General features: G+C 35.1%; 21 protein-coding genes and 1 pseudogene. 7 read left to right on the forward strand and 15 right to left on the reverse strand.

The window, feature by feature from the left end; translation table 11 throughout:
• Window positions 1-85 precede the first annotated feature (85 nt).
• A complete protein-coding gene (locus LOK41_RS00620; protein ID WP_241814758.1) occupies window positions 86-1768 on the forward strand; it encodes a DEAD/DEAH box helicase in 1683 nt (560 codons plus the stop codon).
• On the forward strand, window positions 1755-2567 hold the full coding sequence (locus LOK41_RS00625; protein WP_241814759.1) for a YqhG family protein: 813 nt from the start codon (window positions 1755-1757) through the stop codon (window positions 2565-2567). The genes LOK41_RS00620 and LOK41_RS00625 overlap by 14 nt, the downstream gene beginning before the upstream one ends.
• A gap of 13 nt (window positions 2568-2580) precedes the next feature.
• On the opposite strand, the gene LOK41_RS00630 is transcribed toward LOK41_RS00625, so the two are convergent.
• Window positions 2581-2727: a hypothetical protein gene (locus LOK41_RS00630; protein ID WP_000064866.1), complete on the reverse strand. Its 147-nt coding sequence runs from the start codon at window positions 2725-2727 to the stop codon at window positions 2581-2583.
• Window positions 2728-2819: 92 nt separating this feature from the next.
• Window positions 2820-3047: a hypothetical protein gene (locus tag LOK41_RS00635; RefSeq protein WP_000032697.1), complete on the reverse strand. Its 228-nt coding sequence runs from the start codon at window positions 3045-3047 to the stop codon at window positions 2820-2822.
• An 84-nt stretch (window positions 3048-3131) separates the two neighbouring features.
• Between LOK41_RS00635 and LOK41_RS29070 the strand changes: the two genes are divergently transcribed.
• Complete coding sequence (locus tag LOK41_RS29070; RefSeq protein WP_337678462.1) at window positions 3132-3239, forward strand: GTP pyrophosphokinase; 108 nt, start codon at window positions 3132-3134, stop codon at window positions 3237-3239.
• Between the two features lie 238 nt (window positions 3240-3477).
• Window positions 3478-4110, forward strand: coding sequence for a VC0807 family protein (locus tag LOK41_RS00640; RefSeq protein WP_241814760.1), 633 nt, complete (start codon window positions 3478-3480; stop codon window positions 4108-4110).
• A gap of 159 nt (window positions 4111-4269) precedes the next feature.
• On the opposite strand, the gene LOK41_RS00645 is transcribed toward LOK41_RS00640, so the two are convergent.
• From LOK41_RS00645 to comGA, 9 genes and pseudogenes are all read right to left on the reverse strand, one after another.
• Complete coding sequence (locus LOK41_RS00645; protein ID WP_000106078.1) at window positions 4270-4470, reverse strand: YqzE family protein; 201 nt, start codon at window positions 4468-4470, stop codon at window positions 4270-4272.
• A gap of 38 nt (window positions 4471-4508) precedes the next feature.
• Window positions 4509-5006 (reverse strand): shikimate kinase, encoded by a 498-nt coding sequence (locus tag LOK41_RS00650; protein WP_241814761.1) that lies wholly within the window; start codon window positions 5004-5006, stop codon window positions 4509-4511.
• A 167-nt stretch (window positions 5007-5173) separates the two neighbouring features.
• The gene (gene comGG / locus LOK41_RS00655) at window positions 5174-5548 is read right to left on the reverse strand and encodes a competence type IV pilus minor pilin ComGG (protein ID WP_241814762.1); all 375 of its coding nucleotides are present in this window, start codon (window positions 5546-5548) and stop codon (window positions 5174-5176) included.
• Complete coding sequence (gene comGF / locus LOK41_RS00660; protein ID WP_481748790.1) at window positions 5545-6096, reverse strand: competence type IV pilus minor pilin ComGF; 552 nt, start codon at window positions 6094-6096, stop codon at window positions 5545-5547. The genes comGG and comGF overlap by 4 nt, the downstream gene beginning before the upstream one ends.
• Window positions 5993-6310, reverse strand: coding sequence for a competence type IV pilus minor pilin ComGE (comGE, locus tag LOK41_RS00665; protein ID WP_241814763.1), 318 nt, complete (start codon window positions 6308-6310; stop codon window positions 5993-5995). Before comGE ends, comGF begins: the two co-directional genes overlap by 104 nt.
• Window positions 6291-6734: pseudogene (gene comGD, locus LOK41_RS00670) on the reverse strand (competence type IV pilus minor pilin ComGD); the annotation flags it as partial. The pseudogene comGD and the gene comGE, both read right to left, overlap by 20 nt.
• Window positions 6731-7036, reverse strand: coding sequence for a competence type IV pilus major pilin ComGC (gene comGC, locus LOK41_RS00675; protein WP_174099019.1), 306 nt, complete (start codon window positions 7034-7036; stop codon window positions 6731-6733). The gene comGC and the pseudogene comGD, both read right to left, overlap by 4 nt.
• A 12-nt stretch (window positions 7037-7048) precedes the next feature.
• Window positions 7049-8089 (reverse strand): competence type IV pilus assembly protein ComGB, encoded by a 1041-nt coding sequence (gene comGB / locus LOK41_RS00680; protein ID WP_277818421.1) that lies wholly within the window; start codon window positions 8087-8089, stop codon window positions 7049-7051.
• Entirely contained in the window at window positions 8076-9119 is a 1044-nt protein-coding gene (gene comGA, locus LOK41_RS00685; RefSeq protein ID WP_241814765.1) for a competence type IV pilus ATPase ComGA, read from the reverse strand. Before comGA ends, comGB begins: the two co-directional genes overlap by 14 nt.
• Window positions 9120-9324: 205 nt before the next feature.
• Between comGA and LOK41_RS00690 the strand changes: the two genes are divergently transcribed.
• From LOK41_RS00690 to LOK41_RS00700, 3 genes are all read left to right on the forward strand, one after another.
• Window positions 9325-10020, forward strand: coding sequence for a helix-turn-helix transcriptional regulator (locus LOK41_RS00690; protein WP_241814766.1), 696 nt, complete (start codon window positions 9325-9327; stop codon window positions 10018-10020).
• A gap of 137 nt (window positions 10021-10157) precedes the next feature.
• Complete coding sequence (locus LOK41_RS00695; protein ID WP_006096019.1) at window positions 10158-10400, forward strand: DUF2626 domain-containing protein; 243 nt, start codon at window positions 10158-10160, stop codon at window positions 10398-10400.
• Window positions 10401-10506: 106 nt separating this feature from the next.
• A complete protein-coding gene (locus LOK41_RS00700; RefSeq protein WP_241814767.1) occupies window positions 10507-11901 on the forward strand; it encodes an L-cystine transporter in 1395 nt (464 codons plus the stop codon).
• Between the two features lie 56 nt (window positions 11902-11957).
• Here the strand turns inward: LOK41_RS00700 and LOK41_RS00705 are convergent, their stop codons facing one another.
• From LOK41_RS00705 to LOK41_RS00720, 4 genes are all read right to left on the reverse strand, one after another.
• Window positions 11958-12428 carry a hypothetical protein gene (locus tag LOK41_RS00705; RefSeq protein ID WP_241814768.1) on the reverse strand — a complete coding sequence of 157 codons (471 nt, stop codon included), beginning with the start codon at window positions 12426-12428 and terminating at the stop codon, window positions 11958-11960.
• A gap of 24 nt (window positions 12429-12452) precedes the next feature.
• A complete protein-coding gene (locus tag LOK41_RS00710; protein ID WP_241814769.1) occupies window positions 12453-13094 on the reverse strand; it encodes an HD domain-containing protein in 642 nt (213 codons plus the stop codon).
• A gap of 20 nt (window positions 13095-13114) precedes the next feature.
• Entirely contained in the window at window positions 13115-13939 is an 825-nt protein-coding gene (locus LOK41_RS00715) for a DUF4037 domain-containing protein (RefSeq protein WP_241814770.1), read from the reverse strand.
• 275 nt (window positions 13940-14214) lie between these two features.
• Entirely contained in the window at window positions 14215-14430 is a 216-nt protein-coding gene (locus LOK41_RS00720; RefSeq protein WP_241814771.1) for a DUF3912 family protein, read from the reverse strand.
• Window positions 14431-14512 lie beyond the last annotated feature (82 nt).

Genomic DNA, 14512 nt, shown 5'->3' on the forward strand with positions numbered 1-14512 from the left:
TTCCCCTAAAAATGCTAGAAATTATCGTTTTGGGTGAAGGATATAATAATAACCGTTTTAGTTTACAAAAGGTGGGAGAGTTTTCATGAATGTTGATATTTCCGTAGATCGGACATGGCAAGAAAATTTTTTAAAACGAATTGATGAGGACGGTCCTTGGACAAATTGGGAATTGTATAATTTAGCCTACGAAACAGAAAAGTCGTTACTTGTCCCTACATTCGATGGTTTGCAAGCACCAAAACATTTATCTCATTTCACACCGCTTCCTCATCAATTAGAAGTTGCACAAACTGTGATTGAGCAAATGAATGGAAAAGCGATACTAGCAGATGAGGTTGGACTTGGAAAAACAATTGAAGCGGGTCTGATTTTAAAAGAATATATGGTGCGTGGTCTTGTTAAAAAAGTACTTATACTCGTTCCAGCCTCCCTTGTTTCCCAGTGGGCATATGAACTTAACACCAAGTTTTTTATCCCTGCAGTTGCCCAGAGAAAAAGCTACTCATGGGAACAAGCTGACGTCATCGTTTCATCAATTGATACAGCAAAGCGTTCACCGCATCGTGATATCGTTTTGAACCTAGAATATGATCTCATCATTATTGATGAGGCACATAAACTCAAAAATAATAAAACAAAAAACTATGAATTTGCGCAGCGTCTAAAAAAGAAGTTTTGTTTATTACTAACTGCAACACCTGTCCAAAACAAAATCGATGAAATCTTTAATCTTGTTTCTTTATTAAAACCCGGTCATTTAGGGAATCAATCTAACTTCGAAGAATACTATGCTTCTAAAAATCGCTCTACAGAGTCAGATGAAGATTTGAAAGCCCTTATTAACAAAGTCATGGTACGAAATCGCCGAAACGGTACAGGGATTGAGTGGCCTAAAAGGCACGTTCGAACCATATTTGTTGATTTTAATGGAGAAGAACGAGCTCTGTATAACGCGATTGAACATTGGAAAGGACAAGACGCGTTTACCTCTGCCTTTTCATCATTAACTTTGAAAAGAGAAGTATGCAGTAGCCGGGAAGCAGTTTATTATTCACTTAAAAAACATGTAGAAAAAAGACAAAAAGAAAATGAAAATTATATACCAGATCCATATATCGATGTTTTAATGGATAAAATCAACCATATTCCTTTTAATTCAAAAGCAAATCAAGCACTAGAGCTTATAAAAGAAATTGATGATAAAGTCGTTATCTTTACAGAATATAGAGCAACACAAATGTACTTACAATGGTTTTTAAAACAACATGGTATTTCATCAGTTCCCTTTCGAGGTGGATTCAAACGCGGAAAAAAAGATTGGATGAAAGAACTCTTCCAAAATCATGCGCAAGTGTTAATCGCAACAGAAGCAGGCGGTGAAGGGATTAACTTACAATTTTGTAGTCATATGATTAACTATGACTTGCCTTGGAACCCAATGCGGCTTGAACAACGGATTGGACGTATTCATAGGCTTGGACAAAAAAATGATGTCCATATTTATAACTTAGCGACAAAGCATACAGTTGAAGAACATATTTTGAAACTTCTATACGAAAAAATCAATTTATTTGAGCGAGTCATCGGTGAACTTGATGAGATTTTAACAAGAATCAATATGAAAAATATCGATGCGCATATTCAAGAGATTTTCGCAGGGTCAAAGAGCGAAGGAGAAATTCGAATTAAAATGGAAAATTTAACATCCATCATCGACTTTGCGAAGAGAAACGAAGCTGAGGTGCAAGGTTATGCAGCAACATGAAATTCATAATTATTTATGGAGTTTTTTTGAAGCAAACGACTGTGAAATTTCCCGACGTTCCCCGCATCTACTAGATGTACAATTAACAATTGAGATGGATAAACTATTGATGAATCGCCCTTTTTACTGGCATTACCTTGAGAAAACAGGCGGCGTTCCAAATCCGATGAAACTTACTCTCATTACAAATCCAGAGAACGAAGAGGAGGAAGGTGAGCTTATTCACTATGGCTCTCCTCGCCTGCATCAAATCTTTCAAACAACAAAAGAACTTGGATCCTACATACGTTTATTCGAAGAAGTGAATTCAGGTGGTACAACTCATACACCACTTCACCCATGGCTTGGCGTTAATGTCAAAGTATGTTATCAATGTGATCGAAAAAAAGACATGCTTCATTCCATTGGGATTCATCTTATTTCTGGGACAATGATTACAAACTTTCATGAAACATTAGCAAAAATTCGGCTCACGCCAAAAATACCAGATTTCAGTTTTACGCTTACTCCAATTATTAAGCCACAAAGCGGACTCCAGCGAATAGAAGATGCACTAAAAAATCTCATCGCAGCAGATAATCATACATGGGCTGAAGAAGCACATGTGCGCTGGAACCATGACTTAGCGCTTCTAAATCGCTTTTACGAAGAAAGCGAAGAGCTTCCCGAAAGCTACAAAATAGAAAAGCAAGCATTACAAGAGCAATACGAACCTCGTATTACAATGCAAATTATAAATGGTGGACTCTTTTATGTAACCGCTAATCATTTTTTTCATGAGAAAAGCCCCTTCATATGAGAAGGAGCTTTTCTTATATTTTTCCATTATACTTCCGGCCATCGTTATGTTCTTGTTGCTGCTTTTCTGTCATTCGTTTTTGATATTCCCTGTCTTTTGCACTCACATGGTTTGCATCTGTGGGAAGATTCTTTTTCGAACGCCCTACGCCATTGCTCATCTTTTTCACCCCTTATGTTTTTCAAATTCGTTCTTATTGTCAGCTACATGTGCAATCCTTATACAAAAATAAGAGGAGCTTTTTCGCTCCTCTTATTCCTTTACATATTTCTGAAACATATCGTGTAAGCCTTGATTTACAAGATGAGAGATCTGTTCGTCAGATTTATCCGGATAACGATCACGTAATCTGATAGATGCTTTCACCATTAAATTTTCTAATACAGAACGGCCACCTTCACCATAAATAATTTCAGCATATTCTACAAGCCTTCCATCTTCTATTGTTGCTGGATTATGATTGAAAAAAAATTTACTCATTGCCTCCACCTCTCTTTTTGGTAACGTTTACATTTATATAGATTATTTATGTTATTTATTTCACAATATTGTATGCATGTATAGATGATTAGTTTCATTATAAAACAACATGACGATAGGAATAACCTAAGTTTTCGTCAATTTTGTGAACAAACTTTTAAAAATGAAAGCGTTTTAATTATTATATACTAAAAAAGATTACCACGCTAGGGGCAATCTTTTTATTTCTACCAAACTATGATTTTCGCTTCATTTCGTATACGCTCAAAATGTTTACATAGCATTTACCGCTTATATACATGGCTAAATTCTCTCTCCTAACCAAAAAGAAGGGATTTATATCGATTTTTTAACTTTCATTATCAATTAATCTTGTACAATATTCAGAAATTCTATTGTAAAATATACCTATTACTTAAGGAGGCATAAAATGAATCAAAATAAAAAAGCTATATTCGATATTGTCTTTTACCTCGTCTTCCCTTTTGTTATTTGGAAATTTGCAAAAGCACATATTGATCCTTATTATGCAATGCTCATTTCCTCGGTACCGGGAATTCTTTATACACTGTACTGCTTTAAGAAAGAAAAGCAGTTCAACGTCACAGGGTTCTTTATTTTAATTACCCTCGTTGCTAACACGGCAGTAGATCTATTATCCGGATCTGCCGAGCGAATGCTTTGGAATGACGCATATTATCATATCGTACTCGGGTGCATTGTTATTTGCACAATCTTTATTAAAAAACCACTCATGTTATATTTCGCAGCTGATATTGCAGCACTGCAAGGACATGACCGAGATAAAAGTCGCGTCCTTTACCGCGACAAACGCATATATCCAGCACTGCAATATTTAACACTATTTTTCGGTCTCCAATTCATTTTAAAAAGCTTTTTAAAAATCTATTTCATCTCTGTGTTTGGTGTGGAAGGATATGGTGAAATGAGAGCAATCATGACTGCAGTTGGTTGGGGAATTTCTATATGTATTGGTATAGGATTTGTATGGGTGAATAATAAAATACACGCAGTAACTGAACAGAGCGAATCTACCCAATAGAGTATAGATCATCAAAAGAAATAATGAAAATCCCCCTGTACATGTACAGGGGGATTTTCATAGGTTTGTCTGTCGAATCAATGACAAGTATATACTCGTCGCAAAAATTTTACTATACCGCCTAGCATAATCACTAGCGGTAAATCATTCCAATTTTTATTAACTTGTTTTTTTTCTTTTCTTCTTTACATTTTGATAAAACAAAGCAGCACTAAGAGGCATCATTCCAAACCATCTGTTTAAAAACGGTGCTTTTTCAGCACGGCGTTGTTCTTTCTTCTGCTTTCGATCCTCTTTTGGAGCATCCATATATGATACAAATTGTTGCGTCACAAAACGCACATAATCATTAGTAGACATATTATCATCACCTCTACTTGATTAGTATGCCCACTTTTTTACGCATTAATCTTTCGCAGTAGCTCTTTCACAATCTCTTCCACATTTTTATTTGTCGTATTTATATAGATATAAGCTTCTTCATAATATGCCCGGCGGTTCTCAAACTTCTCTACAAACGCCCCTATGTTTTCTTTTTGAAATAATGGACGCGTCATATCTTCGCGAAGGCGTTCCGCAATAACATACGGATCACAATATAAATACACAACCGTCCCATTTTCTTTCATCCACTGGCGATTCTCAGCTCGCTCAACGATACCTCCACCAGTTGTAATAATTAAGTTACTCGTCGGCAAAGAGCACAACATTTCGCTTTCATATTGCCGAAATGTATTTTCCCCTTCTTCTGCAAAGATATCACGAATTAACTTCCCTTGCTTCTCCTCAATTTTTTGATCTATATCTACAACTGGAATATGCAATCGTTCACTTAGCACTCTCCCAATTGTTGTTTTTCCTGCTCCCATGTAACCTGTTAGGTAGATGGATTTCATTTTGTTACCTCTTTTCTATCGAGTTGGTCATTGTTTAATTATTTGTATTATAACGAAAAATTGACTGATGGGGTTTATTTTATATGTAACTTGCGCACATTAATAAAAAACGTTTTGCCCTTAATTCTGTATCAAGAACAAAACGTAACAGTAATGAACCTTCTACCTCATCTCTCCTCTACCCAATTCATAACCCGTTTATTTATTTTATCGTATTGAAAGTTCACTTTATAAGAATGCTTTTGTCTCGTCATGCACTGTAATGTAACAAAAACGAGTTTGTTCTCAAATGCATAGTTCCCACTCGCCTCACCATTTTTATATCGAAATGAAAATACATCATTTTGTTCTTTTTCCAGCAAATCTGCCTTTATCGAGGCAATCGCTTGATCGGTGATCTCTTCTAACAAAAATTTCTGCTGCGCCTCTTTATAAAATCTTTGATCAGATTGTAACATATTTATTTCATATATAAAAAATGAAAACAGTAAGAAAAGAAGAATTAATGTTCCTGGCATCGCAAAACCATCTTGCTTTCTCATGTTTTCAACTCAATAGGTGTGTAACGTGTTGCTATACCATGATACATTTTACCCCTTATATCTTGCACATGTATGGTTAATACATTAGGTGTTACGTCATAAGAAACCGAACTTACCTTTTGTAATATAATCTCCATCCCTAGCGTATTTACTTTTCTCACGATATTATTTCCTAACACTTCATATGTTACATTAACTCCGCTACTCAGTTGAAAAAGGAGTAAATCTTCTTGATTTTCTAACTGAACACCTTTTCCCATCTGACTCTCCCTAAATTCTAATTGCACTTGTTCCATGAACACATCCCATTCCCAACTATTTATTTGCTTCGAATACGGTTTCTCGATAAATAAACCATGGAGGCGCGGCACAAGAAGAAAGAAAGTAGATAAAAACAATACACATAACAGCATTTCTAATAACGTAAATCCTGCTTCTCCCTTTTTACTTTTGGACATAGCGACATTGTTCCATTCTTTTTTGTTTAACGTCTTTCCAAATTGCACAAACCTCTTCTCCTTGCCAATGCGTCTTGTATACAACACCATCTATTGTCTCCTCTTTTTGCTGCTTCGGCCGATTTTGATACATATATAGCGCCGCTTCCCTCTTCAACACTACATGTGCTTTATACCGAAATTGAATATTTTTTCTTTCTTGCATAATAAGAAGTGTTTGCGGAAGCAACAGTGACACAGCCATCATTAATAAACTTAACGATACGAGCATCTCGAGCATAACAGATCCTTTTTGGCACTTCACGATACGCAAATCTCCCTCTCCCAAGTTGAAATACAACTTCATAAGTGTGTGAGCGATAAGAAAGTATGATTGTACCACCTTGGTTTATATTCCCATTTGCATTATAGGTCATTGGATTCGGAAAAGTATTTAAATCAATCTTTATATCACGTTCATATTCCCGGATAAACAAGGAACGTTTATCCCCAGATTCCCAAATACTGTACATATGTTTTTCAGGGACCCATCGTAACATATGAAGATTCCGGCGGTTTATAGCTAACTGCTGCATATATAATATATCTTGCGAAAATTGTTTTAAAAACTGTTCGACTTTCTGCCTTTCATATAATGGTGTAACGTTAAAATAAGTAACAACGCTCAATATCGAGATGATGGATAGAACGAGGAGCATCTCTAAAAATGTAAATCCCTGTTGTTTCACGATTTTCCAACTACCGATACTGCACCATCATCACTTGAAATACTAATTTGTTCCCCTTTTGGACACGTTGTGGAAGTAATGTACTTATCTTTCACTAATTCGTCGATGGTAGGTATCTTATTATGTTGTAATTGATAAGCCTGCACTTGCGATTCGACCGATTTTACGTAAGCATCACAACCTTTTCCTTGTACGGAAGAACGCTGTTTAATGACGTTTGGAATAATTAATAGAAGCAATACCGAAATAACAACCATCACTAACAGCATCTCTAAAAGAGTAAATCCTTTTTCATTTTTCATATAACTTACCTCCTAAATAGAATTCATCATTTGAAACATCGGCATGATCATCGCTAAATACATAAGAACAACAATTATGCCAATGCATGTAAACAGGAGTGGCTGAATAATGACTAAAATACGTTGAATCTTTCCTTCCATTTTTTCAATCGTTAATTCGCTATAATCACCTAATTCTGTCGCTAAGTTTCCGTTTGCTTGTCCATGCGCAATAACGTAAGACAGTTCACGCTCGTAATAACTGCTCTTCATAATAATAGAATCCAACTGTTCTCCCGCCGTTAATAACTCTTCAATTCGAGTGGCTTCACATTGAAAGAACGGGTGATGTTTTTGTTCAATCATTAACGTTAAAGCTTCGAGTACCGATAATCCGCCTTGTAATAGGCCGCTTAATTGAACAGAGAAATAATGAGAGTTTGTTAAAATAAGAAATGTTTTGATAAGGGGAATACGCACCATAATACTTACCCTTTGAATGGGAGGAAGCTTTCGTAGATAAAACACATATACGCATACTCCTAGTAAAATAACGAGAAAAAATCCGCCAATGATATATGGGAGCATTTGAATAAAGGACATAATTTGATCTGAAAAGGAAGCTGAAGTTGCACGTAAAGAACTGTACAATGTCTCAAATTGAGGAAGCAAAACAAGGTTGAATACAGCAAGAATTCCTAGTAAAAAAAGAGATAAAAAAATCGGATAACGGAGAACTTTCATCATATCCTTTTGATGCTTATCTTTCCTATAGAGGAGTACACTTCCTTGCTTTAAAGCAAAAGAAACATCACCATGTTGCTGGGCATAAAATAAATAACTTAATATGTCCGGATGAAACATCATTTGCTGAAAAGCATCATGTAAACTTTGTCCATTTTTCAATTCTTCGATAATATGCTGCAGTTGTAACTTTTTTGCAGAAGATAATTGAAACTGTAAAAATTCTAGCGCCTGTAAGAGCGGATAACCTTTTTCTAACAATTCACCAAGCCTTTTTAATAGCAAGACTTGCTCATGTAATCTCCACCCTTTTCGTTCAAACATAAACATCCTCTTCTAAAAATCCTAAGGCATACCCTTTTCTTACACACGATTGCAATGTTTCATAATGATAGGTTACATGCTCTCCATTCGCTTCACGAATCGCTTGTTTCAATTCAAGGCCATATAACAACTCATAAATGCTTGCTTGTCGCACTTTCCTCATCGCTTTACAAAGCGGCGAACATTTCCCTTTACAAAATGGACATTTCAATTCCACAAGGCGCTGCGCCGCTACAGCAAGCAATGATTGTTCAATTTCTTGCGGTGTAATTCCGAAATCCATCAACCGCAGTACAGCCCCTTTTGCATCGTTTGTATGTAGCGTTGTCATAACTAAATGTCCTGTTAAACTTGCACGCACAGCTACTTTCGCTGTTTCCTCATCACGAATTTCACCGACTAAAATAATATCAGGATCATGGCGCAAAATCGCTTTTAAACCTGTTGTATACGTGATACCTGCTTTTTCATTAATTTGAATTTGTAATAAACCATCCTTTCGCTTTTCAATTGGATCCTCCAGTGTAACAATGCGGCGCGTTTGCCCCTTTTTAGCTACCTCTAGCAAAGCATACATTGTTGTTGTTTTTCCAGATCCTGTTGGCCCAGTAAATACGAGTAATCCATGAGAATGATGTAAAAAAGAGAGAAGTGTTTTCGCCGAGCTTGGAAATAAAGAGAGATGGGAAAGTGGTTGAATCGATGCTTGCAAGTGTAAACGGATGACAAGGCTTTCGTGATATACAGTTGGAAGTGTAGAAAGACGCAAGTGAACTTCTTGCCCATCAATTTGTAAATACAATGATCCATTTTGTGGCTTGCGCCTTTCCCCTATATCCATAGACGCTAAAAATTTAAAATGCGAAACAAGTCTTTCTCCAAATTCTTTTCTAATACAATGCTTCGTTACTAAATCTTTTCCAATACGTAATTGTATAACTGCATCCTCTTGCCGCGGCACGATATGTAAATCGGATGCCTGTAATGCGCATGCTTCTTTCATAATTGTATTAGCAAAATGTTCAACACCATTCATCATTATCGCCCCCTCACTATGTTTATATCATGAAGAGGTGCGCAAGAAAAATCGCAACTTTCACGTTTTCTCTATCCGAAAAAGGAAAAATATGTTTGTGAAAATATGAACATTTTCTGAATTATTGACTAAAATTACCTATATGCAACTTTATCTGTATTATAATGTTAATATCTTGGATAAAGTGATAAAGGTGGAGATCCTCATGGAGCAAGCTTTAAAAATTACAGGTGTACTATCTGATCCAACTCGTTATTATATTTATAAATATATTTCTCAAAAGCATAGTTACGTAACTGTACAAGAAATTGCAGATGAATTTAATATCCATCCAAACGTGGCACGTCTACATTTATCAAAATTAGAAGATGTTAATATGCTACGATCTGAAACGAAGAAAACAGGAAAAGGCGGAAGACCAAGCAGGTTATATGTATTGTCTGAAGACTTAATTCAATTACAATTCCCATTTCGCGATTATCAGTTATTAGCGAAAATCGCTTTTAATTCATTACTGAGCCTTGGTGCAGCTGGTGAAAAGGCACTATATGAAACAGGCAAACAATTTGGTAAAGAATTAATGGAACAACATATGCAGCGTTTAAATGTTAATGAAAATTCATTAACATTAGAACACAAAGTTCAAATTGCAAAAGAAGCGTTATTAACTGCTGGCTTATCCCCTTCATTTGAATTAAGCACAGATGGCACACAAATTTTCTATGATGTGTACAATTGTCCATTTAAAGAAGTTGCTGTTCATCACCCTGAAGAAATTTGCAATATGCATAGCGATATGATGAAGGGGATTTTTGAAATCCTATTCCCGAACATGGAATTAACACGACATGATAACTTATTAGACGGATGTAAATCTTGCAACTACAAAGTTCATCTATAATTTCCTCATATGAAAATGTGTCAAAAAGAAGTCAATTATATTTGGCTTCTTTTCTTTTTTCGCAAATATTTACAATAATAAGAAAAATAAACTATAATGAAGAGAGGTTTACTTTTTTAGAAAAGGAGGGAGATTGCATGGAGCGCATGTTTCGCGTTCTCGGCTTCTGGACTGGAATTTTCTCAGTTATGTTTTACTTAGGGGATATGCATGCAACTGCACTATTATTTTTAGGACAAACAGGATTTTTCGTACTTTTAAGTTATTTAAAATTAACAGAGCGTATGTATATATACGTATTTGGGGCATATTTAACCGTGTTCTTCATTGGATTTACATACTATACAACATTCCTACTTGTCCCTGGGGCTGGACATTAAAAAGATGGCAATTGCCATCTTTTTTTATTTTTTCAATCGCCTAGTTGACTTATATGTTTTGTTTGAATATAGTTTATATAACAGATCGGAATTAGGGGGAATCGTCATGAATACACTGCTAGTTGGTATTAACGTTGCGGTCATGCTCATATTGGTTGGCATATTATATTATATGCAACGCAAGCATGTATCTTTTAATAAACGCGTATTTACTGCTTTAGGGGTCGGAATTACATTTGGTCTTATTTTACAATTTATCTATGAACCTACTTCTAAAGTTATTATCGATTCAAATAACTGGTTTAGCATAATCGGTAGTGGCTATGTAAAACTGCTACAAATGATTGTTATGCCACTGATTTTAGTTTCTATTATCTCAGCATTTACGAAGTTAAAATTAACAAAAAACCTTGGTAAAATTAGCGGACTTATTATCGGAGTTTTAATCCTTACAACTGGAATCGCTGCCGCTGTTGGTATTGCTGCAAGCGCAGGGTTTGATGTTCAAGCAACGGGTTTACAACAAGGTGATTCAGAAACAGCTCGCTTAAAATTAGTGGAAGAAAAATTTAGCTCCATTGAACAAACACCAGTTCCACAAAAATTATTGGAATTATTACCTACAAATCCATTTCTTGATTTAACGGGCGCACGTCCAACTTCAACAATTTCTGTTGTAATCTTTGCGGCGTTCATCGGAATAGCCTTTATCGGTGTGAAAAGAAAATATCCAGAACAAGCAGAGTTATTTAAGAAAATGCTTGATGCTGTTTATGCAATTGTAATGCGCATGGTAACATTAATTTTGCGCTTGACTCCATACGGTGTATTAGCTCTTATGACAAAAACAGTCGCTGGTAGTGACGTAAATGCCATTTTAAAACTTGGTAACTTTGTTTTAGCATCTTATGTAGCACTTATCGTTATGTTTGTGATTCACTTATTATTAATTGCTCTATCTGGTTTAAATCCGGTTCAATATTTGAAAAAGGTATTCCCAGTCCTAACATTTGCCTTCACTTCTCGTTCTAGTGCAGGTACAATGCCATTAAATATTGAAGCACAAAAAGAAAAGCTCGGTGTTTCTGAAGGAATTGCGAACTTTGCTGCTTCCTTCGGGGTATCTATCGGTCAAAACGGTTGCGCAGGTATTTATCCAGCTATGCTGGCTATGATGGTCGCTCCAACGGTAGGTATTGATCCATTACAGCCACAATTTATTTTAACTTTAATCGCCGTTGTCGCGATTAGCTCATTCGGCGTTGCCGGTGTTGGTGGCGGAGCAACATTCGCAGCATTAATCGTACTTTCTACAATGAACTTACCAATCGGAATTGTCGCTCTTGTTATCTCTGTTGAACCATTAATCGATATGGGTCGTACAGCTCTTAACGTAAGTGGATCAATGACAGCAGGTCTTATTTCTAGTAAATGGCTTGGTGAATTAGATCATGATACGTATAATCAAAATGATGTAAAAAGTGAGGAAGCTGCTTCATAAGAAGTGACCTTCATAAAAAAGGAATGCTAATTGATATAGCATTCCTTTTTTATTCCTTATACTTGTTTTAAAAATTTTAATACTATTTTAGGAACATCCTCATTTATTTGAATTCCTTGAACAGAACTTTTATCTACATCTTTTGCGATTATAATGTTATTTTTATCATCTATCCAGACTAACAAACTTTCTTTAGTATCATCATTAAAAATGACTTCCATATTAGCATGTACAGCATCCCTTACTTTTTTATCTAAAGATATTTTTTTAGATGTACCAGCTTTGATTGCGGTAACAATTTGATTTATTAGATCTTCACTATCCGTTCCTGCTTTAGAAATATTATCTTGATCTATCCTCACTAAATTCATTTCTTTTATTTGTTTTTTCTCAAATACTATTGATGTTTCTTTTTCCTCTTTTTGTTCAGTTGATGAAGAAATTTTTGAAGAACTTGCAATATTAGAACATCCAATTAAACTCAAAAACACTAGCATTATCATAAACAAGCACAGAGTTTTTCTCATTTCACTCACCCCTTCATACAATTTTCAATACTGAATATCAGTATAAATCGATTCCTCAACTCCCGGAAGAAATCTGTATACACTTATTCCGATTAACGCTTCTATTTCTTTTTTTATTTTATAAAATCCTTTCCAATGAGAAGAAGTATGAGCATTGGTGCCGTGTCTCAATCCAACTGAGATCAATCTTTTTTCAAGTGTAGTAAATCCTTTATCATCAGCTAAAGCATCACAAAGAGTAATAACTTTATCGTATAAATCATAGTTGCTGTTTTCATTTAATATCTCTATAAGCTTCACTTTCATGTTTAGAGGAACAAGCTCCCAAGCAGCTGCAACTTCTATGTCTTTATTCCCACAAGGAAATGAATGCGTTACACATTTAATCGCATTCCCTCTAAATCCTAATTGTTCTAAGTACATGTATCCATCATAAGAATGTATAACAGATTTTGTGAAACCTTTATACCTACCAATATCATGAAGCAACCCTGCATTGTAAGCCAAATCATGATTCACATCATATCCTTGTTTCATAAATTCTAAGATTATGTTTTCAGTAGCCTGGGCAACATGTATCGAATGTTTATACCAAGGGCCAGAGTTTTGTTTATATGCACGTTCAAGTAGCTCTCTTGCATATACTCTATCCATGATATATTCCATAACACCATCCCCTACAATCATTATTTTGCATAACTAATCTGTTTCTTTTGCTCTGAAAGATCCAATTCCGGAAATTGTTTCTCCACCAAAATCAATACTTCTTCGACTAATAATTCCAATTCCTTTACACTGTTTTCTGGATTTCCTATCAGGATATTGGTCATTCGCTCATAAAGGTTTTCAGGTTTTATTGTCATTCGTTCAATATTATAAGGCATCCATTTAAATGCAGGGTGATGTACATACATTTTATTAAGACCGAACAAAACACCAAGTACATTCTTCTGCACTTCGCAAATTACATCGTATAACATAAGCCAATCTTGGCGTGTTAAAAGTGCTTCGCGGTTATTCCATCGATTACTTAGTAAAAGATTCTCTGTAATCATCGGTTTGGAAAGTTCTAACGGATATTCTGCAATTCTATCTTTTAGCTTTCTAATTGTTTCTTTCCCATGCAAGCTCACACCATCCTGAACGGAAGCCACAATACATTGTTTCTCATAATCAATTTCATACTTGTCCACTACATCAGAAATAAAATGTTCAACTGTTATAGATAAAAAGTTACTTATTTCTAATTTAATCCCATCTTTCGTTGCATAAGATTCCGACCACTCTTCCTCTTCATACGGATGATACGCCAAAATGGTACCACCAACATTTTTAATAGGCCCTTCGCGATCTTCATCTTCTGGCGGTGCTGACCATAAAATATGCAACTCTATATCTGAATTTTTATCTTGCCAGTTTCTTGATACGGATCCTGCCAAAAGAATTGCTTCTACTTTTGGATTTTGTTTATAGATTTCTGCCATATCTATTGCTTTCTGCATTAGGTTCATTTGGTTTCCTCCATGTTTGATTGTCCATTTGAATATTTTATTGTAGCATTATTACACTGTTTCTACTTATAGATTAATGGAAATTTATTACTATATCAACTAATTATCTTTTATTTCTAAATATTATAAATAAAACTTTTATTTGTTACCAAATGTATAAACAGAAAAAGGATATATGCCCCTATATTGAGCATAATATCCTCATCATCATTCTCTATTATATAATTTTCAAATACATAATAAGAATAAAAGTTCCTCTTCACAGCCCGTCCCTTTTACAAATAGCCATTTTGCTCGCACCATTCATGAAATTGCCCTACATCTACTCCTACTAAAACGATATCTTTTAATTCTACATCGATTATTTGATCATCAATAACAATAATAAAACTCGTTCCTTCCGTTTTTTCTTTTTGCTTTACAATTCCAATTCGATTCCGATACGGTCCATCTTTTACATATGCTTTTTGTCCTGTAATATCAAAATTCAAGATTCTCACCTCTTTTACTACACTCAACTTGAAAATACGTTTCCTTTCATTGCACTATTTATGTATATATATGATGAAAAAG

Origin of the sequence: Bacillus sp. TL12, assembly GCF_022625245.1 — a bacterium.
In the GTDB taxonomy this organism is placed as follows: Bacteria; Bacillota; Bacilli; order Bacillales; family Bacillaceae_G; genus Bacillus_A.